This is a genomic window from Stutzerimonas degradans (assembly GCF_024448505.1).
Classification (GTDB): Bacteria; Pseudomonadota; Gammaproteobacteria; order Pseudomonadales; family Pseudomonadaceae; genus Stutzerimonas; species Stutzerimonas degradans.
In genome coordinates this window covers 1-24,097 of record NZ_JAMOHV010000006.1, presented here as the reverse complement: position 1 = coordinate 24,097, position 24,097 = coordinate 1, and the positions used below count along the sequence as shown (strand labels likewise).

The following is a 24,097-nucleotide window of genomic DNA, read 5'->3' as shown; positions in this document are numbered from 1 at the left end:
GCCTGCCGATCCGTCGTGTAGGGCGTTCCCTACAGACGACTCTCCCCAACGCCTAGGCCAATCGCTCCGCTGCGCCGATTTTGCCGTGCCCGCTGCGCTTCTACGCTGTGGCCACGGTTCAACGGTTAGGCAGGTGCAGCAGCATGGTCGAGTCAACGGCGAACGATATCCTGGTGAGCTTTCGCGGCGTCCAGAAGAGCTATGACGGCGAGTCGCTGATTGTCCGGGATCTCAACCTGGACATCCGCCGCGGCGAATTCCTCACCCTGCTCGGGCCGTCCGGCTCGGGCAAGACCACCAGCCTGATGATGCTGGCCGGCTTCGAGACGCCCACCGCCGGAGAAATCCTCCTCGACGGCCGGGCGATCAACAACGTGCCGCCGCACAAGCGCGACATGGGCATGGTGTTTCAGAACTACGCGCTGTTCCCGCACATGACCGTGTCGGAAAACCTGGCGTTCCCCCTCAGCGTGCGCGGCATGGCCAAGCCGGACATCAAGGAGCGGGTCAAGCGGGCGCTGGCGATGGTGCAGCTGGAGGGCTTCCGCAACCGCTACCCGGCGCAGCTCTCCGGCGGCCAGCAGCAGCGCGTGGCGCTGGCGCGGGCGCTGGTGTTCGAGCCGCAACTGGTGCTGATGGACGAACCCCTGGGCGCGCTGGACAAGCAACTGCGCGAGCAGATGCAGATGGAGATCAAGCACCTGCACCAGCGCCTCGGCGTCACCGTGGTCTACGTCACCCACGATCAGGGCGAGGCGCTGACCATGTCCGATCGCGTCGCGGTGTTCCATCAGGGCCAGATCCAGCAGATCGAAGACCCGTGCACGCTCTACGAAAAACCGCTGAACACCTTCGTCGCCAACTTCCTCGGCGAGAACAATCGGCTGCCGGCGCACCTGCTGGAACAGCGCGGCGACAGCTGCACGGTCAAGCTGGAGCGCGGCGAAACCGTCCAGGCGCTGGCGGTCAACGTCGGCGCCACGGGCAGTCCGGTCAACCTGTCGATTCGCCCGGAGCGCGTGCTGCTCAACGGCGCCAGCGCCAGTTGTCCGAACCGCTTCACCGGTCGTGTTGCCGAGTTCATCTACCTCGGCGACCACATCCGCATCCGCCTGGAGGTCTGCGGGGTCAGCGACTTCTTCGTCAAGCAGCCAATTGCCGAGTTCGACCACGCCCTGCGCGTGGGCGATGTGGTGCCGATCGGCTGGCATGTCGAGCACGTCCGTGCGCTGGACCCGCTGCAGGCGGCCTGAGGCATTACAAGAACCCTAACAACTGCATCATGGAGCGAACTGGTATGAGCAACTACCTGAAACTGTCCGCGCTGGCGCTCGGACTCGTCTGTGCCGGCCAGGCCGCCGCCGACAGCCTGACCGCGGTGAGCTTCGGCGGTGCCAACAAGCAGGCGCAGACCAAGGCCTTCTACGAGCCCTGGGAAGCGGCCGGCAACGGTCGCCTGATCGCCGGTGAGTACAACGGCGAAATGGCCAAGGTCAAGGCGATGGTCGACACCAACAGCGTGTCGTGGAACCTGGTCGAGGTGGAATCGCCGGAGCTTTCGCGCGGTTGCGACGAGGGGCTGTTCGAGGAGCTCGACCCGGGCATCGTCGGCAATCCGGACGACTTCGTCGAAGGCGCGATCCAGCCCTGCGGCGTCGGCTTCTTCGTCTGGTCGACGGTGCTGGCCTACAACGCCGACAAGCTGAAGAGCGCGCCGTCCGGCTGGGCGGATTTCTGGGATACCGAGAAATTTCCCGGCAAGCGCGGCCTGCGCAAGGGCGCCAAGTACACTCTCGAATTCGCGCTGATGGCCGACGGCGTGCCGGCCAAGGAGGTCTACAAGGTGCTGGCCACCAAGGACGGCCAGAACCGTGCCTTCAGGAAGCTCGATCAGCTCAAGCCGCATATCCAGTGGTGGGAAGCCGGCGCACAGCCGCCGCAGTTTCTCGCCTCCGGCGACGTGGTGATGAGCAGCGCCTACAACGGCCGCATCGCTGCCGTGCAGAACGAGAGCAACCTGCAGATCGTCTGGAACGGCGGCATCTACGACTTCGATTCCTGGGCCATCCCCAAGGGCGCCAAGAGTCAGGAGCAGGCACGCAAGTTCATCGCCTTCACCGTCGAGCCGCAGCAGCAGAAGGCCTATGCCGAGCACATCGCCTACGGTCCGGCGAACACCCAGGCCGTGTCGTTGTTGGATGAAAAACGCCTGGCGCAGATGCCCACCGCGCCAGAGAACATCGCCGATCAGGTGGCGATGGACGTGACCTTCTGGGCCGACTACGGCGAACAGCTCGAACAGCGTTTCAACGCCTGGGCAGCACGCTGACCCCGGAGCCCCGCCGCACTGGCGGGGCCGGTCCCAGCCATCGGAACGAATCGCGGAGTCATCATGGCCACAGCTATATCCCTGCCGGCGAACCAGATCGCCGAGCCCAATCTGAAGCAGCGGCTGGCGCGCGCCGAACGGGTGAACAAGCTCAAGTCGCAGGCGCTGATCGTGCCGCTGCTGCTGTTCGTGCTGCTGACGTTCCTGGTGCCGATCGCCTCGCTGCTCTGGCGCAGCGTCGAGAACCCCGAGGTGGTCAATACGCTGCCGCGCACGCTGGCGGCGCTCGCCGAGTGGGACGGTCGTGGCCTACCGGCGGAGCCGGCCTATCAGGCGTTGGCCGAAGATCTGTATCAGGCGCGCCGCGAGCAGAGCCTGGGCGATCTGTCCAAGCGGCTGAACATGGAACTGGCCGGCTATCGCAGCCTGCTGACCAAGACCGCGCGGGCGCTGCCGTTCCGCGAGACACCCGCGTCGTATCAGGAGGCACTGGAGTCGCTCGACGAGCGCTGGGGCGATCCGGCGTTCTGGCAGATCATCCAGCGTAACGACAGTGCGGTGACCGGTTATTACCTGCTGGCGGCGCTGGATCACCGCATCGACGAGCTGGGTGAACTGGCCAAGGTCTCGCCGGATCAGGCGGTGTATCTGGACATCTTTGCCCGCACGTTCTGGATGGGCCTGGTGATCACGGTGATCTGTCTGCTGCTGGCCTATCCGCTGGCCTATCTGTTGGCCAACCTGCCGGCGCGGCAGAGCAACCTGCTGATGATCCTGGTGCTGCTGCCGTTCTGGACCTCGATTCTGGTGCGCGTCGCCGCATGGATCGTGCTGCTGCAGTCGGGCGGGCTGATCAACGGTGCGCTGCTCAAGATGGGCCTGATCGACGAGCCGCTGCAGCTGGTGTTCAACCGCACCGGTGTGTACATCGCCATGGTGCACATCCTGCTGCCGTTCATGATCCTGCCGATCTACAGCGTGATGAAGAACATCTCGCCGAGCTACATGCGTGCGGCGGTCTCGCTGGGCTGTCACCCGTTCGCCAGCTTCTGGCGGGTGTACTTCCCGCAGACGCTGGCCGGGGTCGGTGCCGGCAGCCTGCTGGTGTTCATCATCGCCATCGGCTACTACATCACCCCGGCGCTGCTCGGCAGCCCGAACGACCAGATGGTCAGCTACTTCGTCGCTTTCTACACCAACACCACCATCAACTGGGGCATGGCCACGGCGCTGGGCGGTCTGCTGCTGCTCGCCACCATGCTGCTGTACGTCATCTACAGCTGGCTGGTCGGTGCCAGTCGCCTGCGGCTGGGTTGAGATGACGCACGTCGCGGCGCGGCCGCCTTTTCAGAGTCTTCATGCCGGGCAGGAGAACCGTTCATGCTGAGCCCCTACATGTCGCCCGTCGAACGGGCCTGGTACTACGCGCTGCGCATCCTCTGCGCGCTGGTGCTGCTGTTTCTGATCGTGCCGGTGCTGGTCATCGTGCCGCTGTCGTTCAACTCCGGCTCGTTCCTGGTCTATCCGCTGCAGGGGTTCTCGTTGCGCTGGTACGAGGCGCTGTTCACCTCGGCGGACTGGATGCGCTCGCTGAAGAACAGTCTGCTCATCGCCCCGGCTGCGACCTTGCTCGCCGTGGTCCTTGGCACCCTGGCGGCGGTCGGCCTGACCCGCGCGGAATTTCGCGGCAAGGCGCTGCTGATGACGGTGCTGATCTCGCCGATGGTGGTGCCGGTGGTGATCATCGGTGTCGCCAGCTACCTGTTCTTCGCACCGCTGGGCATGGGCAACAGCTACCTGTCGCTGATCCTCGTGCACGCGGTGCTTGGCGTGCCCTTCGTGATCATCACGGTCTCCGCGACGCTGCAGGGCTTCAACTACAACCTGGTGCGCGCCGCGGCCAGCCTTGGCGCCTCGCCGCTGACCGCGTTCTTCCGGGTAACCCTGCCGCTGATCGCACCGGGGGTTATTTCCGGCGCGCTGTTCGCCTTCGCCACCTCGTTCGATGAAGTGGTGGTGACGCTGTTCCTCGCCGGCCCCGAGCAGATCACCCTGCCACGGCAGATGTTCAGCGGCATCCGCGAGAACCTCAGCCCGACCATCGCCGCCGCGGCGACGTTGCTGATCGGCTTCTCCATCGCTCTGCTGCTGACCCTGGAGTGGCTGCGAGGCCGCGCCGAGAAGCTGCGCACCCAACAACCTGCCTGACGGAATACGCACATGACTCTGCAACTTGGGCAACCCGATCTGTTGCGCCAAACGGCCTATCTCAACGGTGAATGGTGCGAGGCCGACAGTGGCGCGCGCACCGAGATCTTCAACCCGGCCACCGGCGAGCTGATCGGCGCCGTGCCGAACATGGGCCGCGGTGAAACCCGCCGCTCCATCGAAGCCGCGCAGGCAGCCCAGCCGGCCTGGCGCGCGCTGACTGCGAAGGAGCGTGCCGCGCGCCTGCGGCGCTGGTACGAACTGATGCTGGAGAATCAGGAAGACCTGGCGCGGATCATGACCGCCGAACAGGGCAAGCCGCTGGCCGAGGCACGCGGCGAAGTGGCCTACGCCGCATCCTTCCTCGAATGGTTCGCCGAGGAAGGCAAGCGCCTGTACGGCGACGTGATCCCTGCCCACGCGGGCGACAAGCGCATCCTGGTGCAGAAGGAGCCGGTCGGTGTCACCGCGGCGATCACGCCGTGGAATTTCCCCAGCGCGATGATCACCCGCAAGGCCGGCCCGGCGCTCGCCGCGGGCTGTGCCATGGTGCTCAAGCCGGCACCGCAGACACCGTTCTCGGCGCTGGCACTGGCCGCACTGGCCGAGCGCGCGGGCATCCCGGCGGGGCTGTTCAGCGTGATCACCGCCGATGCCGCCACGTCCCGCGAAGTGGGCGCCGAACTCTGTGAAAACCCCATCGTGCGCAAGCTCTCGTTCACCGGCTCGACGGCGGTGGGCATCAAGCTGATGCAGCAGTGCGCGCCGACGCTGAAGAAGCTCTCGCTGGAGCTTGGCGGCAACGCACCCTTTATCGTCTTCGATGATGCCGATCTGGACGCGGCGGTCGAGGGCGCGATGATCTCCAAGTACCGCAACGCCGGGCAGACCTGCGTCTGTGCCAACCGCATCTACGTGCAGGACGGCATCTACGACGCCTTCGTCGACAAATTCTCCGCGGCGGTCGCGCGGCTGAAGGTCGGCAACGGAGCGGAGGAGGGCGTGACCACCGGTCCGCTGATCGACGCCGCAGCCGTGGCCAAGGTGCAGCGCCATCTGCAGGACGCGCTGGACAAGGGCGCCACCCTGCTGGCCGGCGGCAAGCCCCATGCCTTGGGTGGCAACTTCTTCGAGCCGACGCTGGTGGGCGGCGTCACTGCCGAGATGGCCGTGGCGCGCGAGGAAACCTTCGGCCCGCTGGCGCCGCTGTTCCGCTTCCGCGATGAAGCCGAGGTGATCCGCCAGGCCAACGACACCGAGTTCGGTCTCGCCGCCTACTTCTACGCCCGCGACCTGAGTCGCGTGTTCCGCGTCGCCGAGGCGCTGGAGTACGGCATGGTCGGCATCAACACCGGGGTGATTTCCACCGAGGTGGCGCCGTTCGGCGGGATGAAGGCATCGGGCCTCGGCCGTGAAGGCTCGAAGTACGGCCTGGATGAATACGTGGAAATCAAATACCTGTGCCTGGGCGGCATCTGACCAAACGGCTCAAATCAGGCGTGCAAAATAATGCACGGAGTTCTACTGTAATCCGAACGCTCCGGAGGGTGCGGCAGTCGATCATCGTATGCTGCCGCGCCCGCTTCCTGGCGTTCTTTCCTACCCGTGCCGACGATGAGCGGCTACCGAGGAGCTTATGAGCAAGACCAACGAATCCCTGATGCAACGCCGTGTCGCCGCTGTTCCCCGTGGCGTCGGCCAGATCCACCCGATCTTTGCCGACCACGCGAAGAACAGCAGCGTGGTGGATGTGGAGGGCCGCGAGTTCATCGATTTCGCCGGCGGCATCGCCGTGCTGAATACCGGCCACCTGCATCCGAAGATCGTCAAGGCGGTGGAAGACCAGCTGCACAAGCTCACCCACACCTGCTTCCAGGTGCTGGCCTATGAGCCGTACGTCGAGCTGTGCGAGAAGATCAACGCGCGGGTGCCGGGCAACTTCGCCAAGAAGACCCTGCTGGTCACCACCGGCTCCGAGGCCGTGGAGAACGCGGTGAAGATTGCCCGCGCCGCCACCGGCCGTGCCGGTGTGATTGCCTTCACCGGCGCCTATCACGGCCGCACCATGATGACCCTCGGCCTGACCGGCAAGGTCGCCCCGTACTCCGCCGGCATGGGCCTGATGCCGGGCGGGATCTTCCGTGCGCAGTATCCCTGCGCGATCCATGGTGTCAGCGTCGATGACTCGGTCGCGAGCATCGAGCGCATCTTCAAGAACGATGCCGAGCCGCGCGACATCGCCGCGATCATCGTCGAACCGGTGCAGGGCGAGGGCGGCTTCAATGTCGCGCCGAAGGATTTCATGGCCCGCCTGCGCGCGCTCTGCGACGAGCACGGCATCCTGCTGATCGCCGACGAGGTGCAGACCGGCGCCGGGCGCACCGGCACCTTCTTCGCCATGGAGCAGATGGGCGTGGTCGCCGACCTGACCACCTTCGCCAAGTCGGTCGGCGGCGGCTTCCCGATCGCCGGCGTGTGCGGCAAGGCCGAGATCATGGATGCCATCGCGCCCGGCGGGCTGGGCGGCACCTATGCCGGCAACCCGCTGTCCTGCGCGGCGGCGCTAGCGGTGCTGGAAATCTTCGAGGAGGAGCATCTGCTCGACCGCTGCAAGGCGGTGGCGGAGAAGCTCACCGCCGGCCTCAAGGCGATCCAGGCCAAGCACAAGGAGATCGGCGAGGTGCGCGGCCTCGGCGCGATGATCGCCATCGAGCTGTTCGAGGATGGCGACCTGGCGCGACCGGCGGCGGCGCTGACGTCGCAGATCGTCGCGCGGGCGCGGGACAAGGGGCTGATCCTGCTGTCCTGCGGTACCTACTACAACGTGCTGCGCGTGCTGGTGCCGCTGACTGCCGAGGACGAGCTGCTCGACCGTGGCCTGGCGATCATCGGCGAGTGCTTCGACGAACTGACCTGACCGTGCGGCGGCGCGCCGGCATCCGCCAACGGATGTCAGGCGCGCCGCAATCCTGACCCCTCGGGTACAATGCGCGGCATTCCGCCCGTGCCATCCGAGGTCGTCATGCAGCCGTTCGCCATCGCCCCTTCGATTCTTTCCGCCAATTTCGCCCGCCTGGGCGAGGAAGTGGACAACGTGCTGGCCGCCGGCGCCGACATCGTCCATTTCGACGTGATGGATAACCACTACGTGCCCAACCTGACCATCGGCCCGATGGTCTGCTCGGCGCTGCGCAAGCACGGCGTCACCGCGCCCATCGACGTGCACCTGATGGTCAAGCCGGTGGATCGGATGATCGGCGACTTCCTCGAGGCCGGCGCCAGCTACATCACCTTCCACCCCGAGGCCTCCGAGCACATCGACCGCTCGCTGCAGCTGATCAAGGACGGCGGCGCCAAGGCCGGGCTGGTGTTCAACCCAGCCACGCCGCTGGATGTGCTCAAGTACGTGATGGACAAGATCGACATGGTCCTGCTGATGAGCGTCAACCCCGGTTTCGGCGGGCAGAAGTTCATCCCCGGCACGCTGGACAAGCTGCGCGAGGCGCGTGCCCTGATCGACGCCAGCGGCCGCAAGATTCGCCTGGAGATCGATGGCGGCGTCAATCCGAAGAACATCCGCGAGATCGCCGCAGCCGGTGCCGACACCTTTGTCGCCGGCTCGGCCATCTTCAACCAGCCGGACTACAAGGCCGTGATCGAGCAGATGCGTGCCGAGCTGGCGCTGGCGCGGCCATGACGCGCCTGGAGCAGCTGTTCGACGGCGCGCTGCCGCGGCTGGTGATGTTCGATCTGGACGGCACCCTGATGGACTCGGTGCCGGATCTGGCCGCCGCGGTGGACAGCATGCTCGGTCAGCTCGGCCGCGCTCCGGCGGGCATCGAGCGCGTGCGCGACTGGGTCGGCAACGGCTCGCGCGTGCTGGTGCGCCGCGCCCTGGCCGGCAGCTATGAGCACGCCGGCATCGATGAGGACGAGACCGACGCGGCGCTCGCGCTGTTCATGCAGGCCTATGCCGGCAGCCATGCGCTGACCAGCGTCTACCCGGGCGTGCGCGAATGCCTGGACTGGCTCGCCGCGCGGGACGTGGCGCTGGCTGTGATCACCAACAAGCCGGCCCAGTTCGTCGCGCCGCTGCTGGAAGAGAAGGGCCTGGGCGGCTACTTCGGCTGGCTGGTCGGCGGCGATACGCTGCCGCAGCAGAAGCCCGATCCCGCTGCGCTGTTCTGGGTGATGGAGAAAGCGGGCGCAACGCCGGCCGAGTCGCTGTTCGTCGGCGATTCGCGCAACGACGTCCGCGCCGCCGATGCTGCCGGCGTGCGCTGCGTAGGGCTGACCTACGGCTACAACCACGGCCGGCCGATTGCCGAGGAGCGCCCCGCGCTGGTGCTGGATGACCTGCGCCTGCTGGTTGCTTCGGTTTCCGGGCTGCGCTAGTGTGGCCCGATTCCCGCTAACCCCGCCGAAGAGATCAGATCGTGGTGGTTACCCGCAAACAGTGGATGAAGGTCATCAAGGCCCTGGCCCGTTGGCGCTGGCGCGCCTGATCAGTCCCGACCGGCTTCGCGCCGGTGCGTTTGCGAACCTCTCTGTACGCCCCTCAACCACGAGGCTGATATGACCCGCGAAGAATTCCTGCGCCTGGCCGCCGAAGGCCACAACCGCATTCCGCTCTCGTTCGAGACGCTGGCCGATTTCGATACCCCGCTGTCGCTGTACCTCAAGCTCGCCGACGCGCCCAACTCCTACCTGCTCGAGTCGGTGCAGGGCGGGGAAAAGTGGGGGCGCTATTCGATCATCGGTCTGCCCTGTCGTACCGTGCTGCGCGTGCATGATCACCATGTTCGCGTGACGGTCGAAGGCACCGAGACGGAAGCGCTCGACGTCGAGGACCCGCTGGCCTTCGTCGAATCCTTCCAGCAGCGCTACCGCGTGGCGCCAGTCGCCGGCCTGCCGCGTTTCAACGGCGGTCTGGTCGGCTATTTCGGTTACGACAGCGTGCGCTACGTCGAGCGCAAGCTGGCGCAGTGCCCGCATTCCGATCCGCTGGGTACGCCGGACATCCTGCTGATGGTTTCCGACGCGGTGGTGGTGTTCGACAATCTGGCCGGAAAGCTGCACTGCATCGTGCTGGTCGATCCGGCCGTCGACGGCGCCTATGAGCAAGGGCTGGCGCATCTGGCGAAGCTGCGCGAGAAGCTGCGTCAGCCGATCGCGCCGCGCCTCGGGCTGGATTTCGAGGCGTCCGCTGGACGGGAGCCGAGCTTCCGCTCGAGCTTTAGCCGCGGAGATTTCGAGCAGGCCGTGCGCCGCATCAAGGACTACATCCTTGCCGGCGACTGCATGCAGGTGGTCATCTCGCAGCGCATGTCGATCCCGTTCAAGGCGGCGCCGATCGATCTGTACCGCGCGCTGCGCTGCTTCAACCCGACGCCGTACATGTATTTCTTCAACTTCGGCGACTTTCATGTGGTCGGTTCCTCGCCCGAGGTATTGGTGCGGGTCGAGGACGGCCTGGTCACCGTGCGACCGATTGCCGGCACCCGCCCGCGCGGTGCCAGCGAGGAAGCCGATCTGGCGCTCGAGCAGGACCTGCTGTCGGATAGCAAAGAGTTGGCCGAGCACCTGATGCTGATCGATCTGGGACGCAACGATGTCGGCCGGGTGGCCGAGACCGGTTCGGTGAAGGTCACCGAGAAGATGGTCATCGAGCGTTATTCCAACGTCATGCACATCGTGTCCAACGTCACCGGCCAGCTCAAGCAGGGCCTGTCGGCGATGGATGCGCTGCGCGCGATCCTGCCCGCGGGCACGCTGTCCGGGGCGCCGAAGATCCGTGCGATGGAGATCATCGACGAACTGGAACCGGTCAAGCGCGGTGTCTACGGCGGCGCCGTCGGCTATCTCGCCTGGAACGGCAACATGGATACGGCGATCGCCATCCGCACCGCGGTGATCAAGGACGGCGAGCTGCACGTGCAGGCCGGTGCCGGCATCGTCGCCGATTCGCAACCGGCGCTGGAGTGGGAAGAGACGCTGAACAAGCGCCGCGCCATGTTCCGCGCGGTGGCCCTCGCCGAACGCGACCAGCAGGAGAACTGATCATGCTGCTGATGCTGGATAACTACGATTCCTTTACCTACAACGTCGTGCAGTATCTCGGCGAGCTGGGCGCGGACGTCAAGGTGGTGCGCAACGACGAGTTGAGCGTGGCCGAAATCGAGGCGCTGCAGCCCGAGCGCATCGTGGTCTCCCCCGGTCCCTGCACGCCGAACGAAGCCGGTGTGTCGTTGGAGCTGATCCGCCATTTCGCCGGCAAGCTGCCGATTCTCGGTGTCTGCCTCGGCCACCAGAGCATCGGCCAGGCGTTCGGTGGCGACGTGGTGCGCGCGCGCCAGGCCATGCACGGCAAGACCAGCCCGGTGTTCCATCGCGATCAGGGCGTGTTTGCCGGGCTGAACAATCCGCTCACGGTCACCCGCTATCACTCGCTGGTGGTCAAGCGCGAGACACTGCCCGAGTGCCTGGAAATCAGCGCCTGGACCCAGCTGGAAGACGGCTCGGTCGACGAGATCATGGGCCTGCGGCACAAGACGCTGAATATCGAAGGGGTGCAGTTCCATCCCGAATCGATCCTGACCGAACAGGGGCACGAGCTGTTCGCCAACTTTCTGAAGCAGACCGGAGGCGTGCGCTGATGGATATCAAGGAAGCCCTCAACCGCATCGCCGGGCAGCTCGACCTCTCCACCGAGGAAATGAAGGCGGTGATGCGCCAGATCATGACCGGCCAGTGCACCGACGCGCAGATCGGTGCCTTCCTGATGGGCATGCGCATGAAGAGCGAGACCATCGACGAGATCGTCGGCGCTGTGCAGGTCATGCGCGAGCTGGCCGAGCCGGTGAGGTTCGAGGTCGACCGGCTGGTCGACACCTGCGGTACCGGTGGCGACGGCATGAACATCTTCAATGTCTCCACGGCCGCCGCCTTCGTCGTCGCCGCGGCTGGCGGCAAGGTGGCCAAGCATGGCAATCGCGCGGTGTCGGGCAAGAGCGGCAGCGCCGATCTGCTGGAAGCGGCTGGCGTCTACCTCGACCTCACCCCCGAGCAGGTGGCGCGCAGCGTCGATACTGTGGGTGTCGGTTTCATGTTCGCGCCCGCCCATCACGGTGCGATGAAGTTCGCCGCCGGGGTGCGACGTGAACTGGGGCTGCGCACGCTGTTCAACATTCTGGGGCCGATGGCCAATCCGGCCGGCGTTCGTCATCAGGTACTCGGCGTGTTCAGCAAGGCGCTGTGCCGGCCGATGGCCGAGGTGCTGCAGCGTCTGGGCAGCAAGCATGTGCTGGTGGTGCATGCGCAGGACGGCCTGGACGAAATCAGCCTGGCCGCGCCGACTCACATCGCCGAGCTGAAGGACGGCGAAATTCGCGAGTACGCCGTGCAGCCGGAAGACTTCGGCATCAAGAGCCAGAGCCTGATCGGTCTGAACGTCGAAGATGCGCAGGGCTCGCTGGCGCTGATCCGCGATGCGCTCGGGCGGCGCAAGACCGAGAACGGGCAGAAGGCCGCCGACATGATCGTGCTCAACGCCGGTGCAGCGCTGTACGCTGCCGATCAGGCCTGGACCCTGAAGCAGGGTGTCGAGCTGGCCCACGACGCGCTGAGTACCGGCATCGCCCGGGACAAGTTCGAGGAGCTGGTGTCCTTCACCGCCGTATTCAAGCAGGAGAACCAGAAATGAGCGTGCCGACCGTGCTGGAGAAAATCATCGCGCGCAAGTACGAGGAAGTCGCCGAGCGACGTTCGCGGACGAGTCTGGACGAACTCGAGCGCCTGGCTGCGGCGGCTGGCCCGGTACGTGGTTTCGCCGCGGCCGTGCAGCGACGGGTCAAGGCCAAGGAAGCGGCGGTGATCGCGGAGGTGAAGAAGGCATCGCCGAGCAAAGGCGTACTGCGCGAAAACTTCGACCCCGCCGAGATCGCGCGCAGCTACGAAGCGGGCGGCGCGGCCTGCCTGTCGGTGCTGACCGATGTGGATTTCTTTCAGGGCGCCGATGCCTATCTGCAGCAGGCACGTGCGGCCTGCAGCCTGCCGGTGATCCGCAAGGACTTCATGGTCGATCCTTACCAAGTGGTCGAGGCCCGCGCGCTGGGTGCCGACTGCATCCTGCTGATCGTCGCTGCGCTGGAGGATGCGCGCATGGCCGAGCTGGCGGCCGTGGCCGCGCAGCACGGGCTGGATGTGTTGGTGGAGGTGCACGACGGCGATGAGCTTGAGCGTGCGCTGAAACTGGAAACGCCGCTGCTGGGAGTCAACAACCGCAACCTGCACACGTTCGAGGTCAATCTCGAGACGACGCTGGACTTGCTGCCGCGCGTGCCGCAGGGCCGTGTGGTGGTGGCCGAGAGCGGCATCCTCAACCGTGCCGACGTCGAGCTGATGGAGATCAATCAGGTCTATGCGTTTCTGGTGGGCGAGGCGTTCATGCGTGCCGAGCAGCCGGGCGCCGAGCTGCAGCGGTTGTTCTTCCCCGGTCGCCGCGCGCGGATCGCGGGTGGCGCGCCGGAGTGATGCGCCACTGAAAAAAAGGCCGGGGCATCGGTGATGCCTCGGCCTTCGTTCTTCCGGTGCCGCTGCAGGTTCAGCGCGTTCCGAATACCACCATCGTCTTGCCTTTGACGTAGACCAGTCCCTGCGATTCCAGGCTTTTCAGCACGCGGCCGACCATCTCGCGCGAACAACCGACGATGCGGCCGATTTCCTGGCGGGTGATCTTGATCTGCATGCCGTCGGGATGGGTCATCGCATCGGGCTGCTTGCACAGGTCGAGCAGCGTGCGGGCGACGCGGCCGGTAACGTCGAGAAATGCCAGGTCGCCGACCTTGCGGGTGGTGTTGCGCAGGCGATCAGCCATCTGGCTGCCCAGCGCGTAGAGAATTTCGGGGTCCTGCTGCGTCAGTTCGCGGAACTTGGCGTAACTGAGTTCGGCGACTTCGCACTCCGTCTTGGCGCGGACCCAGGCGCTGCGTTCTTTCTCGCTGCCTTCCTTTTCGAACAGACCCATCTCGCCGAAGAAGTCGCCGGCGTTGAGGTAGGCGATGATCATCTCGCGGCCGTCATCGTCCTCGATCAGAATGGTCACCGAACCCTTGACGATAAAGAAAAGCGATTCACAACGATCACCGGCGTAAATGATGGTGCTCTTGGCGGTATATCGACGTCGGTGACAGTGGGCCAGCAGTTTGTCGATGTTCTTGATCTTTGGCGTAAGTGTGATAGCTACCATGCTCTAGGTCCCGGAAAATACTTGGAATGAGGCTGGTTCTTGTTATGTGTGACGAACAGTCGTTGATAAGCTGAGGCCCAGCTTATCAGACGAAATTTAACCAACCGAAGTTGCGACAGAGTTACGCAGTCGGTCAACGCGCCTTTGGTCGGGGGTGCAGTCCTCAGCACTCGAACCGTGCATGTTAAGCTATCTGGCAATTTTTTCTGGGAGTTAGTGAATGAAAGCGCGCATTCAATGGGCGGGCGAGGCCATGTTTCTCGGCGAATCCGGCAGCGGCCATGTGGTCGTGATGGACGGTCCGCCGGAGAGCGGCGGGCGCAACCTCGGTGTGCGTCCGATGGAGATGCTGTTGCTGGGCTTGGGCGGCTGCAGCAACTTCGATGTTGTCAGCATTCTCCGCAAATCGCGGCAAGCGGTGGAAAGCTGCGAGGCGTTTCTCGAAGCCGAGCGCGCAGCCGAAGATCCCAAAGTATTCACCAAGATTCATCTGCGTTTCGTGGTCAAGGGTCGCGGCCTGAAAGAGGCGCAGGTCAAACGAGCGGTCGAACTTTCCGCCGAGAAATACTGCTCGGCATCGATCATGCTGGGCCGCGCGGGCGTCGAGATCAGCCACGACTACGAGATTGTCGAACTGGGCTGAGTTTCTCCTCGCATACCGCGGAGTCGAGAGACTTGCTTGATAAGAAAAGGACGCTCCAGGCGTCCTTTTCTGTTTACAGTATCCGGCGGGCTAGATGCGGTAGGTGGTCTTCGTCATCACCTTGGCCATCATGCTCATGCCGAACTTGATCGGAGCGGGAAAGCGCAGGCCACCGGCAGCAATCGCGTTGGTGGAGTGCTCGGCTTCGTCGACGCGCATTTGTTCGAGGATGGCCCGGGATTTCTCGTCTTCGGCCGGAAGTTGTCCGAGGTGGTCGTCAAGGTGCTTGCAGACCTGATCTTCGGTGGCTGCGACGAAGCCTAGGCTGACCCGGTCGCTGATCAATCCGGCCGAGGCGCCGATACTGAAGGAGAGGCCATAGAACAGCGGATTGAGCACGCTGGTGTGGCTGCCCAGTTGGCGAATGCGTTGCTCGCACCAGGCTAGGTGGTCGATTTCCTCGTCGGCCGCGCGTTCCATCGCCGCGCGCACCTGTGGCAGTCGCGCGGTGAGCGCCTGCCCCTGGTACAGCGCTTGCGCGCACACCTCACCGGTATGGTTGATGCGCATCAGCCCGGCAACGTGGCGCGAGTCGCGCTCATCCAGTTCAGCGTCCGGTTTGACCACGGCAGGCGAGGGCCGGCCGGGCTGGCCGCTGAAGGGCAGCAGTGTGCGCAGCGCCGCGTCAGCCTGCATCAGCAGGCGATCGGCGGGAGAGTAATGGCGATTGGTTGTCATGATGCCTCCGGATTGAAACGACGCGCGGATAGATTGGTGAACGCAGGGCGCCAATCAACCCGGCGGCCAGTGCATCTGGCGCTGTCCCAGCACGTGCATGTGAATGTGATAGACCGTCTGTCCGCCGAGGTCGTTGCAGTTCATCACCACACGAAAACCCTCGGCGCAACCGCGTTGCTCGGCCAGGCGCTGGGCGGTGAACAGGATATGTCCGGCCAGGGCCTTGTCATCCTTCTCGCTGAGGTCATGCAGGGTCGGAATGTGCTTTTTCGGGATGACCAGGAAATGCACCGGCGCCTGCGGAGCAATATCTTCGAATGCTATGACTTGGTCGTCTTCGTAGAGCTTGCGTGCCGGGATATCCCCAGCCACGATCTTGCAGAACAGGCAATCCATGGCATTCCTCCAGGCGTTGAGCGGTTGGACAGTGTAACAGGCCGCTTCGAGGCTGATGAATCCCACCATAAGGAGATGGGGTGAAGAACGATATTCATGATCTGGGACTGGTGCTCGACTCACGCGTTCGGTTGATCGTGATCGAGTCGTGGGACGAGCTGCGTGTGCTGGAAACGCTGACAGGCCTGGCTGTGCGGCGGGGCTTGAGCCTTTACGTGTGGTCGATAACCGAGGGCGTGCGCCGCCTCGGTTTTGGCGGCGAACCGCAGGGCGAGGACGGCAACGCGCCGGAAACCGCGCTCCGGCTGGTCAAGCATGATCCCCAGCCGAATCTGTACGTGTTCTGCGATATCCATCCGTTTCTCGACGAGCCTCGCGTAGTGCGCCTGCTCAAGGAGATTGCGATGGGGGCGACACCGACGCTGGTACTGGTGTCGCACGCGCTGAAGCTGCCGGCGGAGCTGCAGCGCCTGGCCGCGCGCTTCAGCCTCGCATTGCCGAGCGAGGAAGAATTGCTGGTGATCGTCCGCGAGGAAGCCGCGCGCTGGAGCGAGCGCAATCGCGGTGCGCGGGTACGCACCGACAATCGGACCCTGCAGCAGGTGGTGAAGAATCTGCGTGGCATGAGCCATGCGGAGGCGCGCAGCCTGGCGCGCAATCTGATCTGTGACGATGGCGCCATCACCCAGGAAGACTTACCGGAACTCAACCGCGGCAAGTTCCAGCTGCTCGACCTGGACGGTGTGTTGAGCTTCGAACGCGAGACGGCGCGCTTCGCCGAGGTGGGCGGTTTGCGGCATTTCCGGCGCTGGCTGGGCGAGCGCCAGAGCGCGTTCCTCGCCGGTGCGGCGGCGGATATGCCGCGCGGGGTGATGCTCGTGGGCGTGCAGGGTGGCGGCAAGAGCCTGGCGGCGAAAGCGGTGGCCGGACTCTGGGGGCTGCCGTTGCTGCGCCTGGACTTCGCCTGCCTGTACAACAAGTACTTCGGCGAGACCGAGCGCAACCTGCGCGAGGCGCTGCGTCTGGCTGAGCAGATGGCGCCGTGCGTGCTGTGGATGGATGAAATCGAGAAGGGCCTGGCGACCGGCGAGATGGACGGTGGCGTCAGCCAGCGAGTGCTGGGTACGTTGCTGACCTGGATGGCCGAGCGCGCGGCACCGGTATTCATGGTCGCCACGGCCAATGCGATCGATCGGTTGCCACCGGAGCTGCTGCGCAAGGGGCGCTTCGACGAGCTGTTTTTCGTCGATCTGCCGGATAGCGAGACGCGTGCGGACATCTTCCGTATCCACCTGACGCGTCGCGAGCTGGCCGAGGCGGATTTCGATCTGAACGTGCTGGCCGATGCCAGCGCGGGTTTCTCCGGCGCCGAGATCGAGCAGGTGGTAGTTAGTGCCGTGTATGCCGCGCAGGCTCGCCAACGGGCAGTCGACCTGCCGCTGCTGGTAGAAAGCATCCAGGCGACGTCACCGCTTTCGGTGGTGATGGCCGAGGATCTGGCGGCGCTGCGTGCCTGGGCGGACGGTCGCGCCGTACAGGCCGACTGAGCTGGCGCGTCAGCCGGCGCGGTGCAGATACTGCGTGGCGGCAGGCACGGTGATCGCGACCAATACTCCCCCGATCACCAGCAGCAGCCACAGCGCCGCCAGCGCCTTCACCGCCAGGCTGTTGGCTGGCTGCGGCGGGCCGTAGCGATTCGGCCCGCGCTTGCCGGGAATAACGATCATCAGTAGCGGCACGAAGACACCTATCACCGGCACCAGATTGAGCAGCAGAAGCCAGCCAGACATGCCGATGTCGTGCAGTCGCTGGACCCCGATCTGCACGTTGATCACCAGGGCCGCGATCGCCAGCAGTGCCATGAGCAACAACCCGACGGGTTTCGAGATCGCTGCCACGATGGCGGCTATGCCGAACAGGCCGGCAACGGCCACCATTACCACCAGGGACCAGGCCAGATAGCGCAGCCGGCCGATGCGGCCCTGCACAGAGAACACGCGCAACTCGCCGTGGCTCTCCAGTGGCATCTCGAGCGTCGCCTGCGGCGGGGCGTACGGCGATTGGCTGTCAGCGGTGGCAGGTGGTGAAACTTCCCTCGCCTGCTGCGCCTGACGGGCAAGAAATTTCGCGATGACGATTCCGCACGCCGAGCATTGTTCGTGCTGCGGTTGCGTATGTCCGCACTTGGGGCAGTTCATTTGCGCCTGGTTTGCGGCGGGTTCGTCGGCTAGTGCCTGCAGTTGAAGCTGGAGCTGCTCAGGCTCCTTGTGCGCGTGGACGCCGGCGCGACGGAGCGCGGCCAGATAGCGGTCGGCCTCGTCGCTGTGCAGATGGCGCTTGAGCGCGACTTCGCTCGCGCCGAAAAGTCGTTCGATCCGCGCGCGATCGGTCTTGAAAAGCTGTGCCAGATTGTTTTTTACGGCATCGGCGCTGGCGCCGGGTATCAGCTCGCCGCGGAAGAGAATCTTGTAATGGGCTTCGTTCATGTGGCATCCGTGTCACTGAAAAACAGATCTCGCCTTCGGCGACGCCTACGCATCGCCATCCGTGGCGCGTTAGAAGGGCTTTATCACCGCCAGGATAACGATCGCCAGCAGGAACAGCACCGGTACTTCGTTGAACCAGCGGTAGAACACATGCCCGCGGACATTTTCATCGCGGGCGAAACGCTTGAGCTGGGCGCCGCACATGTGGTGGTAGCCGATCAGCAAGAGGACCAGTGCGAGCTTCACGTGCAGCCAGCCACCGCCGGTGAACAGCGTCGGATTGAGCGCAGCCATCGCGATGCCGAACGCCAGGGTTGCCACCATCGAGGGCAGCATGATGCCGCGATAGAGTTTGCGCTCCATGATCTTGAAGCGTTCGCGGCTGGGCGCGTCGTCGCTCATGGCGTGGTAGACGAACAGACGCGGGAGGTAGAACAGACCGGCGAACCAGCACACGATGGAGATGAGGTGGAAGGCTTTAAGCCAGAGATAGAGCATTCGCGGGCGTCTCCGAGTTCCGATGGCTGCCGATAGTATTGATTGTCGGACGATCCGTCACCCTGATGGTTGGCCGACAACCAAAGCAGCTTTATCATCCTTTACTTTTACGACGTTCATTGCGAGGCAGACATGATCAAGGTCGGTATCGTCGGCGGCACGGGCTACACCGGGGTGGAACTGCTGCGCCTGCTGGCCCAGCACCCGCAAGCCGAGGTGGTGGTGATCACCTCGCGCTCGGAAGACGGTGTCAAGGTTACCGACCTGTATCCCAATCTGCGCGGCCACTATGACGGGCTCGCGTTCAGCGTACCGGATGTGGCCAAGCTGGGCGCCTGCGATGTGGTCTTCTTCGCGACACCGCACGGCGTGGCCCATGCACTGGCCGGAGAGCTGCTCGACGCTGGAACGCGGGTAATCGATCTATCGGCGGATTTCCGCCTGCAGGATGCCGAAGAGTGGTCCAGATGGTACGGCCAGCCGCATGGCGCAGCGCATCTGCTGGGCGAAGCAGTCTATGGCCTGCCTGAGGTCAATCGCGAGCAGATTCGCGGCGCGCGGCTGATCGCCGTGCCGGGTTGTTATCCCACTGCCACTCAGCTCGGCTTTCTACCGCTCTTGGAGAATGGTCTGGTCGACAACGGTCGGCTGATTGCCGATTGCAAGTCCGGCGTCAGCGGTGCGGGGCGTGCGGCGAAGATTAGCTCACTGTTCACCGAGGCCGGCGAAAGCATGATGGCCTATGCGGTCAAGGGGCATCGCCATCTGCCGGAAATCAGTCAGGGGTTGCGCCGCGCGGCGGGCGGCGAGGTAGGGCTGACCTTCGTTCCCCATCTGACTCCGATGATTCGCGGCATTCATGCCACGCTCTATGCAACGCTGGTCGATACCTCGGTAGACGTGCAGGGGCTATATGAAAAGCGCTACGCCGACGAACCCTTCGTCGATGTGATGCCCGCGGGCAGCCATCCGGAGACGCGCAGCGTGCGAGGCGCGAACATGTGCCGCGTCGCGGTGCATCGTCCGCAGGGGGGTGATCTGGTGGTGATACTTTCGGTTATCGATAATCTGGTGAAGGGCGCATCGGGTCAGGCGATCCAGAACATGAACATCGTTTTCGGTATGGATGAGCGTCTAGGGCTGAACAACGTCGCCTTGCTGCCTTGAGTCCGAAAAACCGAGCTGCTTTCCTTGATCGACCAATAGTTGACCAATTTGGTAGGGCAAGCGGATAATGCTTCGCCATAGCAGTAGGCGTTCTAGCGCCGGGAGAACTCAATGAGTGTCGAATCCTTCACACCCACCGCGATCCAGTTCAGCCAGGGTGCCGCGAGCAAGGTGAAGACCTTGGTCGAAGAAGAGGGCAACCCGCGGCTAAAGCTGCGCGTATTCGTCACGGGGGGTGGTTGCTCTGGCTTTCAGTATGGTTTCACGTTCGATGAGGACGTGGCGGACGATGACACGATCATCGAGCGCGAAGGGGTCAGTCTGGTCGTGGACCCGATGAGCTATCAGTATCTGGCCGGAGCGGAAGTCGATTACCAAGAGGGGCTCGAAGGGTCTCGCTTCGTGATCACCAACCCGAATGCCACGACGACTTGTGGCTGCGGTCAATCGTTTTCCATCTGAGATAACTGTGCTTGCGATAACGCCGCGCTTTGCGCGGCGTTATCGTTTATGGACGCTGCTGCTTAGGCCGGATAGATCGCGCCGAGAATTCGCGGGCCTCTTGCGCCGGTCACGCTGGGGCGGTTGGCCGGAATGTTTTCCAGGCAGCAGTGCGCCAGCCACGCGAAAGCCGTGGCTTCCACCCAGTCGGGGGCGATGCCGAACGCTTCAGTGCTGCAGACGTGACGATTGGGCTGCAGAGCCTGTAGTCGCCGCATCAGCGCGGTGTTGTGGGCGCCGCCGCCGCAAACGAGCAGCTCCTGAGTATCGGGCTGCCCGCGCTCCAGTGCCTCGCTGATGCTGCGCGCCGTCAGTTCCAGCAGCGTCGCCTGAACATCCTCCGCCAGCAACGTTCTGCCGGACAGGTGCTGTTCCAGCCAAGGCAGGTTAAACAGTTCACGACCGGTACTTTTCGGGCCTTGTCGAGAAAAAAACTCGTCATCCAGCATTGCCCGCAACAGGCTGGCGTCGAGGTTACCACTTGCTGCCCAGGCGCCGTCTCGGTCGAATGGCTGGCCACGTTGCACCTGGATCCAGGTATCCAGCAAGACATTGCCCGGCCCGCAATCGAAGCCGCGAACGGGCTGGCCCGGACTGAGCAGACTGAGATTGCTGAAGCCGCCGACGTTGAGAACCGCCCGCACCCTGTCGGCCGCCTGGAACGCTGCTTCGTGAAATGCCGGCACTAATGGGGCGCCTTGTCCGCCAGCCGCGACATCACGACGACGAAAGTCGCCGACAACGGTGATGCCGCTGAGCTCGGCGAGCAGGGCCGGATTGCCGATTTGAATGCTGAAGCCTCGCTGCGGCTCGTGGCGCACGGTTTGTCCGTGGCTACCAATCGCGCGGATTGCCGCGGGCTTGAGTTGGGTTTGCTCGAGCAGTTCACGGATGACCGACGCGGTTAGCTTTACCCACTGCTGCTCGATCAGCGCCGCGCGAGCCAGCTCATCGGGTCCGGAAGAGCAGAGCGCCAGAATCTCACGGCGTAGATCATCGGGTAACGGGCGAAAGCGGCTGGCCAGAAGTCTGGTCTGATTGGTCTGCTCGACGAGAGCGACGTCCAGCCCGTCCAGACTGGTGCCGGACATGACGCCGAGATACAGTGCCATGCTTATTGCTTGTTGAGTGCCAGCATGGTTGCGCGCTCGTCGTCCATGCGAGCCATGAGCGGCTGACTGAGCGCCATGAAACGCTGCTTCTCGTTCTTTGCAATCGGATCGGCCATCGGCAACTTCAGCCCTAGCGGATCGACATGCGCGCCGTCTACTTGGAACTCGTAATGCAGGTGAGGTCCGGTAGACAGTCCGGTCGTTCCGATATAGCCGATGATCTGACCCTGCTTGACCGTGGAGCCGTTCTTCACACCTTTGGCAAAACCTTGCATATGCGCATAAAGCGTCCGATAACGCTGCCCGTGCTGGATGATTACGGTATTGCCGTAACCGCCCTTGCGCCCGGCGAGCAGCACTTTGCCGTCGCCTGCACTCTTGATCGGCGTGCCATGCGGAGCGGCATAGTCGACGCCTTTATGCGCACGAATCTTGTTCAGAATCGGATGCTTGCGACCGTTTGAGAAGCGAGAGCTGATGCGGGCGAAGTCTACCGGGGTGCGAATGAACGCCTTGCGCATGCTGTTGCCGTCGGCGTTGTAATAGCTGGTCGTGCCGTTCTTGCTGGTGTAGCGCACGGCAGTGTAGGTCTTGCCGCGGTTGATGAACCGTGCAGCTAGAATGTTCCCCGTGCCAACGCGCTTGCCATCGACGATTTTCTCTTCGTAGATCAGATCGAAGGAATCACCCTTGTGGATGTCCAGCGCGAAGTCGATGTCATAACCGAATACGTTTGCCAAATCCATCGTCAGGTTGTGGCTCAGGCCGGCCTGGCGTGCAGCAACGAACAGGCTGCTGTTGATCTCGCCGTGAGCGTATACGGCTTTTAGCTCCGGCTTGATCTCTTCTTTCTTAAACGTATAGCCGCTGTCTGTTCTTTCGAGGTGCAGGGTCTCGAGCGCGCTAATCCTGCTCTGCAGGCTGGCGAGCTCACCCTGCTCGGTCAGCTGGAATTCGAATACCTGTCCTACCTTCAATCGGCTCAGCTGTTTAGCGTCTTTGCTGCTGGCCAGCACGCTGTGGACGGTATTAGATGGAAGGCCGGCTTTGGCGAAGAGCGTGGAAAGGGTGTCGCCGTTGGTCGCCACCAGCTTCTTGCTGCGCGGGTCTTCTTGCGGGGGCGCCGGTTGCTCAGCTACTTCGTTGGAGCTCTGTTCGATGGAGGCAAAAGGCGAATCGGATTCGGGGGCGGTGATATCGTCGGAGACTTCCGGTACCACTGCCTGCTCGGCAGCATAATCCAGGCGAAGATCAATCAGGCTTTTCTTTGCTTCTACTTCGCGAGAAGGAAAGACAAGCAGTGCCAGGCTGAGCAGCGCGGCTACACCGCTGGCCGCCAACAGGTGGCTCTTCGGGTAGAGGGGGGCTTTTTGATTAGTCATCAGGTGTCTGGCATGTTTTTGCACAGGAAATAACTGTCTAAAATATAAGCAAAGCCTGCGTGAGGCAACCCTTGAATGCTCCCCGCTCGTCGAGCGGTGACGTGTTTCGCGCTTGTATTTTTTACATGATCTTGTAAGGCTTGCGCCTCTTAATTTCTGGATGCGGAGCCTGTCATGAGGTCGGTTGAGGAGCAGTTGGCGGTCATCAAGCGGGGCGCTGACGAAGTGCTCGTCGAGTCAGAGCTGGTCGCCAAGCTGCAGCGCGGGCAGCCCCTGCGCGTCAAGGCGGGATTCGATCCGACTGCTCCTGATCTGCATCTGGGGCACACCGTGCTGATCAACAAGATGCGCCAGTTGCAGGACTTGGGGCACCAGGTGATTTTCCTCATCGGCGACTTCACGGGAATGATCGGCGACCCGAGCGGCAAGAGTGCGACAAGGCCGCCTCTGACCCGTGAGCAGGTGTTGGAGAACGCCGAGACATACAAGGCGCAGGTATTCAAGATTCTGGATCCGGCAAAGACTGAGGTTGCCTTCAATTCGTTCTGGATGGATCAGCTGAAGCCGTCGGACATGATTAGGCTTGCCTCGCAGTACACGGTGGCCCGCATGCTGGAGCGCGATGATTTCAGCAAGCGCTACGCCGCGAATCAGCCCATAGCTATTCATGAGTTCCTTTATCCGCTCGTTCAGGGCTACGACTCCGTCGCCTTGAGGGCCGATATCGAGCTAGGTGGGACCGATCAGAAGTTCAATCTGCTTATGGGACGCGAGTTGCAGCGAGCCTATGGGCAGGAATCCCAATGCGTGGTCACGATGCCCTTGCTTGAGGGGCTGGATGGCATCAAGAAGATGTCCAAGTCGCTCGGTAATTACGTCGGAATTCAGGAGCCGCCGGGAGTGATGTACAGCAAGTTGGTATCGATTCCTGACGCGCTGATGTGGCGTTATTTCGAATTGTTGAGTTTTCGTACCGTTGAGGAAATCGGTGCATTTCGCGCCGATGTCGCGCGCGGGGCGAATCCGCGGGATATCAAGATCAAGCTCGCGGAGGAGATCGTGGCGCGCTTCCATGGCGAGGATGCGGCGGCGACGGCTCATCGTTCAGCGGGTAATAGAATGAAAGAGGGTGAGCTGCCCGAAGGTATTCCAGAGATCGAGTTGACTTCTGATCAGGATGTGCCGATCGCGTCTGTGCTTAATAAGGCTGGGCTGGTGAAGAATGCGGCGGTCGCGCGCGACCTTTTAGCGGCGGGCGGGGTGCGAGTTGATGGTCAGGTTGTGGACCGGAGCTTCCTGTTTCGTGCTGGCGCTACCCATGTCTGTCAGGCAGGTAAGAAGGCTTTCGCGCGTATTTCGCTGAAATTGGAATAAGGGGCTTGACGCACAC

24 protein-coding genes are annotated in these 24,097 nt (G+C 63.5%); 17 read left to right on the top strand and 7 right to left on the bottom strand.

Annotation, left to right across the window (positions count from 1 at the left end):
- Positions 1-143: 143 nt before the first annotated feature.
- From NAV27_RS09925 to trpC, 12 genes are all read left to right on the top strand, one after another.
- On the top strand, positions 144-1,253 hold the full coding sequence (locus NAV27_RS09925; RefSeq protein WP_043298908.1) for an ABC transporter ATP-binding protein: 1,110 nt from the start codon (positions 144-146) through the stop codon (positions 1,251-1,253).
- A gap of 44 nt (positions 1,254-1,297) precedes the next feature.
- Complete coding sequence (locus NAV27_RS09920; protein WP_102828974.1) at positions 1,298-2,329, top strand: ABC transporter substrate-binding protein; 1,032 nt, start codon at positions 1,298-1,300, stop codon at positions 2,327-2,329.
- A gap of 63 nt (positions 2,330-2,392) precedes the next feature.
- The gene (locus NAV27_RS09915) at positions 2,393-3,646 is read left to right on the top strand and encodes an ABC transporter permease (RefSeq protein WP_102828973.1); all 1,254 of its coding nucleotides are present in this window, start codon (positions 2,393-2,395) and stop codon (positions 3,644-3,646) included.
- 63 nt (positions 3,647-3,709) lie between these two features.
- Positions 3,710-4,537 carry an ABC transporter permease gene (locus tag NAV27_RS09910; protein WP_011911951.1) on the top strand — a complete coding sequence of 276 codons (828 nt, stop codon included), beginning with the start codon at positions 3,710-3,712 and terminating at the stop codon, positions 4,535-4,537.
- A gap of 12 nt (positions 4,538-4,549) precedes the next feature.
- Positions 4,550-6,016: an NADP-dependent succinate-semialdehyde dehydrogenase gene (gene gabD / locus NAV27_RS09905; RefSeq protein ID WP_102828972.1), complete on the top strand. Its 1,467-nt coding sequence runs from the start codon at positions 4,550-4,552 to the stop codon at positions 6,014-6,016.
- Between the two features lie 157 nt (positions 6,017-6,173).
- The gene (gene gabT / locus NAV27_RS09900) at positions 6,174-7,454 is read left to right on the top strand and encodes a 4-aminobutyrate--2-oxoglutarate transaminase (RefSeq protein ID WP_102828971.1); all 1,281 of its coding nucleotides are present in this window, start codon (positions 6,174-6,176) and stop codon (positions 7,452-7,454) included.
- A gap of 105 nt (positions 7,455-7,559) precedes the next feature.
- Complete coding sequence (gene rpe / locus NAV27_RS09895) at positions 7,560-8,234, top strand: ribulose-phosphate 3-epimerase (protein ID WP_102829183.1); 675 nt, start codon at positions 7,560-7,562, stop codon at positions 8,232-8,234.
- Positions 8,231-8,932, top strand: a complete 702-nt coding sequence (locus tag NAV27_RS09890) for a phosphoglycolate phosphatase (RefSeq protein ID WP_102828970.1) — start codon at positions 8,231-8,233, stop codon at positions 8,930-8,932. Before rpe ends, NAV27_RS09890 begins: the two co-directional genes overlap by 4 nt.
- A 180-nt stretch (positions 8,933-9,112) precedes the next feature.
- Complete coding sequence (gene trpE, locus NAV27_RS09885) at positions 9,113-10,597, top strand: anthranilate synthase component I (protein ID WP_102828969.1); 1,485 nt, start codon at positions 9,113-9,115, stop codon at positions 10,595-10,597.
- A gap of 2 nt (positions 10,598-10,599) precedes the next feature.
- The gene (locus NAV27_RS09880) at positions 10,600-11,193 is read left to right on the top strand and encodes an aminodeoxychorismate/anthranilate synthase component II (RefSeq protein ID WP_054094478.1); all 594 of its coding nucleotides are present in this window, start codon (positions 10,600-10,602) and stop codon (positions 11,191-11,193) included.
- Positions 11,193-12,239, top strand: coding sequence for an anthranilate phosphoribosyltransferase (trpD, locus tag NAV27_RS09875; protein WP_102828968.1), 1,047 nt, complete (start codon positions 11,193-11,195; stop codon positions 12,237-12,239). Before NAV27_RS09880 ends, trpD begins: the two co-directional genes overlap by 1 nt.
- Complete coding sequence (gene trpC, locus NAV27_RS09870; protein ID WP_102828967.1) at positions 12,236-13,069, top strand: indole-3-glycerol phosphate synthase TrpC; 834 nt, start codon at positions 12,236-12,238, stop codon at positions 13,067-13,069. Before trpD ends, trpC begins: the two co-directional genes overlap by 4 nt.
- Positions 13,070-13,139: 70 nt before the next feature.
- Here trpC and crp read toward each other — a convergent pair whose 3' ends face one another.
- A complete protein-coding gene (gene crp / locus NAV27_RS09865; RefSeq protein WP_008568240.1) occupies positions 13,140-13,784 on the bottom strand; it encodes a cAMP-activated global transcriptional regulator CRP in 645 nt (214 codons plus the stop codon).
- Between the two features lie 220 nt (positions 13,785-14,004).
- On the opposite strand from crp, the gene NAV27_RS09860 reads away from it, so the two are divergent.
- Positions 14,005-14,427, top strand: a complete 423-nt coding sequence (locus NAV27_RS09860; protein ID WP_008568238.1) for an OsmC family protein — start codon at positions 14,005-14,007, stop codon at positions 14,425-14,427.
- 90 nt (positions 14,428-14,517) lie between these two features.
- On the opposite strand, the gene coq7 is transcribed toward NAV27_RS09860, so the two are convergent.
- A complete protein-coding gene (gene coq7, locus NAV27_RS09855) occupies positions 14,518-15,165 on the bottom strand; it encodes a 2-polyprenyl-3-methyl-6-methoxy-1,4-benzoquinone monooxygenase (RefSeq protein ID WP_008568237.1) in 648 nt (215 codons plus the stop codon).
- A 54-nt stretch (positions 15,166-15,219) separates the two neighbouring features.
- Entirely contained in the window at positions 15,220-15,561 is a 342-nt protein-coding gene (locus NAV27_RS09850) for a histidine triad nucleotide-binding protein (RefSeq protein WP_008568236.1), read from the bottom strand.
- 80 nt (positions 15,562-15,641) lie between these two features.
- Between NAV27_RS09850 and NAV27_RS09845 the strand changes: the two genes are divergently transcribed.
- The gene (locus NAV27_RS09845; RefSeq protein ID WP_008568235.1) at positions 15,642-17,108 is read left to right on the top strand and encodes a Ycf46 family AAA ATPase; all 1,467 of its coding nucleotides are present in this window, start codon (positions 15,642-15,644) and stop codon (positions 17,106-17,108) included.
- Positions 17,109-17,117: 9 nt separating this feature from the next.
- On the opposite strand, the gene NAV27_RS09840 is transcribed toward NAV27_RS09845, so the two are convergent.
- Both NAV27_RS09840 and hemJ read right to left on the bottom strand, forming a co-directional pair.
- On the bottom strand, positions 17,118-18,047 hold the full coding sequence (locus NAV27_RS09840; RefSeq protein WP_102828966.1) for a DUF805 domain-containing protein: 930 nt from the start codon (positions 18,045-18,047) through the stop codon (positions 17,118-17,120).
- Between the two features lie 69 nt (positions 18,048-18,116).
- A complete protein-coding gene (gene hemJ / locus NAV27_RS09835; RefSeq protein ID WP_043298928.1) occupies positions 18,117-18,545 on the bottom strand; it encodes a protoporphyrinogen oxidase HemJ in 429 nt (142 codons plus the stop codon).
- A 132-nt stretch (positions 18,546-18,677) separates the two neighbouring features.
- Between hemJ and argC the strand changes: the two genes are divergently transcribed.
- Positions 18,678-19,712, top strand: coding sequence for an N-acetyl-gamma-glutamyl-phosphate reductase (gene argC, locus NAV27_RS09830; RefSeq protein ID WP_102828965.1), 1,035 nt, complete (start codon positions 18,678-18,680; stop codon positions 19,710-19,712).
- Positions 19,713-19,823: 111 nt separating this feature from the next.
- Positions 19,824-20,174, top strand: coding sequence for an iron-sulfur cluster insertion protein ErpA (erpA, locus tag NAV27_RS09825; protein WP_003290145.1), 351 nt, complete (start codon positions 19,824-19,826; stop codon positions 20,172-20,174).
- Positions 20,175-20,236: 62 nt separating this feature from the next.
- Here erpA and NAV27_RS09820 read toward each other — a convergent pair whose 3' ends face one another.
- Together NAV27_RS09820 and NAV27_RS09815 are read right to left on the bottom strand one after the other, a co-directional pair.
- Positions 20,237-21,325: an anhydro-N-acetylmuramic acid kinase gene (locus NAV27_RS09820; protein WP_102828964.1), complete on the bottom strand. Its 1,089-nt coding sequence runs from the start codon at positions 21,323-21,325 to the stop codon at positions 20,237-20,239.
- A 2-nt stretch (positions 21,326-21,327) separates the two neighbouring features.
- A complete protein-coding gene (locus NAV27_RS09815) occupies positions 21,328-22,707 on the bottom strand; it encodes a peptidoglycan DD-metalloendopeptidase family protein (protein WP_180981442.1) in 1,380 nt (459 codons plus the stop codon).
- 174 nt (positions 22,708-22,881) lie between these two features.
- Between NAV27_RS09815 and tyrS the strand changes: the two genes are divergently transcribed.
- On the top strand, positions 22,882-24,081 hold the full coding sequence (gene tyrS / locus NAV27_RS09810) for a tyrosine--tRNA ligase (RefSeq protein WP_102828962.1): 1,200 nt from the start codon (positions 22,882-22,884) through the stop codon (positions 24,079-24,081).
- Positions 24,082-24,097 lie beyond the last annotated feature (16 nt).

Coding starts and splice junctions, on each gene's coding strand:
- NAV27_RS09915 (WP_102828973.1), top strand. CDS start 2,393: ATGGCCACAGCTATATCCCTGCCGGCGAACCAGATCGCCGAGCCCAAT.
- erpA (WP_003290145.1), top strand. CDS start 19,824: ATGAGTGTCGAATCCTTCACACCCACCGCGATCCAGTTCAGCCAGGGT.
- gabT (WP_102828971.1), top strand. CDS start 6,174: ATGAGCAAGACCAACGAATCCCTGATGCAACGCCGTGTCGCCGCTGTT.
- trpE (WP_102828969.1), top strand. CDS start 9,113: ATGACCCGCGAAGAATTCCTGCGCCTGGCCGCCGAAGGCCACAACCGC.
- NAV27_RS09880 (WP_054094478.1), top strand. CDS start 10,600: ATGCTGCTGATGCTGGATAACTACGATTCCTTTACCTACAACGTCGTG.
- argC (WP_102828965.1), top strand. CDS start 18,678: ATGATCAAGGTCGGTATCGTCGGCGGCACGGGCTACACCGGGGTGGAA.
- trpD (WP_102828968.1), top strand. CDS start 11,193: ATGGATATCAAGGAAGCCCTCAACCGCATCGCCGGGCAGCTCGACCTC.
- NAV27_RS09910 (WP_011911951.1), top strand. CDS start 3,710: ATGCTGAGCCCCTACATGTCGCCCGTCGAACGGGCCTGGTACTACGCG.
- trpC (WP_102828967.1), top strand. CDS start 12,236: ATGAGCGTGCCGACCGTGCTGGAGAAAATCATCGCGCGCAAGTACGAG.
- coq7 (WP_008568237.1), bottom strand. CDS start 15,165: ATGACAACCAATCGCCATTACTCTCCCGCCGATCGCCTGCTGATGCAG.
- NAV27_RS09920 (WP_102828974.1), top strand. CDS start 1,298: ATGAGCAACTACCTGAAACTGTCCGCGCTGGCGCTCGGACTCGTCTGT.
- NAV27_RS09815 (WP_180981442.1), bottom strand. CDS start 22,707: ATGACTAATCAAAAAGCCCCCCTCTACCCGAAGAGCCACCTGTTGGCG.
- NAV27_RS09850 (WP_008568236.1), bottom strand. CDS start 15,561: ATGGATTGCCTGTTCTGCAAGATCGTGGCTGGGGATATCCCGGCACGC.
- hemJ (WP_043298928.1), bottom strand. CDS start 18,545: ATGCTCTATCTCTGGCTTAAAGCCTTCCACCTCATCTCCATCGTGTGC.
- gabD (WP_102828972.1), top strand. CDS start 4,550: ATGACTCTGCAACTTGGGCAACCCGATCTGTTGCGCCAAACGGCCTAT.
- NAV27_RS09890 (WP_102828970.1), top strand. CDS start 8,231: ATGACGCGCCTGGAGCAGCTGTTCGACGGCGCGCTGCCGCGGCTGGTG.
- crp (WP_008568240.1), bottom strand. CDS start 13,784: ATGGTAGCTATCACACTTACGCCAAAGATCAAGAACATCGACAAACTG.
- NAV27_RS09840 (WP_102828966.1), bottom strand. CDS start 18,047: ATGAACGAAGCCCATTACAAGATTCTCTTCCGCGGCGAGCTGATACCC.
- tyrS (WP_102828962.1), top strand. CDS start 22,882: ATGAGGTCGGTTGAGGAGCAGTTGGCGGTCATCAAGCGGGGCGCTGAC.
- NAV27_RS09925 (WP_043298908.1), top strand. CDS start 144: ATGGTCGAGTCAACGGCGAACGATATCCTGGTGAGCTTTCGCGGCGTC.
- NAV27_RS09860 (WP_008568238.1), top strand. CDS start 14,005: ATGAAAGCGCGCATTCAATGGGCGGGCGAGGCCATGTTTCTCGGCGAA.
- rpe (WP_102829183.1), top strand. CDS start 7,560: ATGCAGCCGTTCGCCATCGCCCCTTCGATTCTTTCCGCCAATTTCGCC.
- NAV27_RS09820 (WP_102828964.1), bottom strand. CDS start 21,325: ATGGCACTGTATCTCGGCGTCATGTCCGGCACCAGTCTGGACGGGCTG.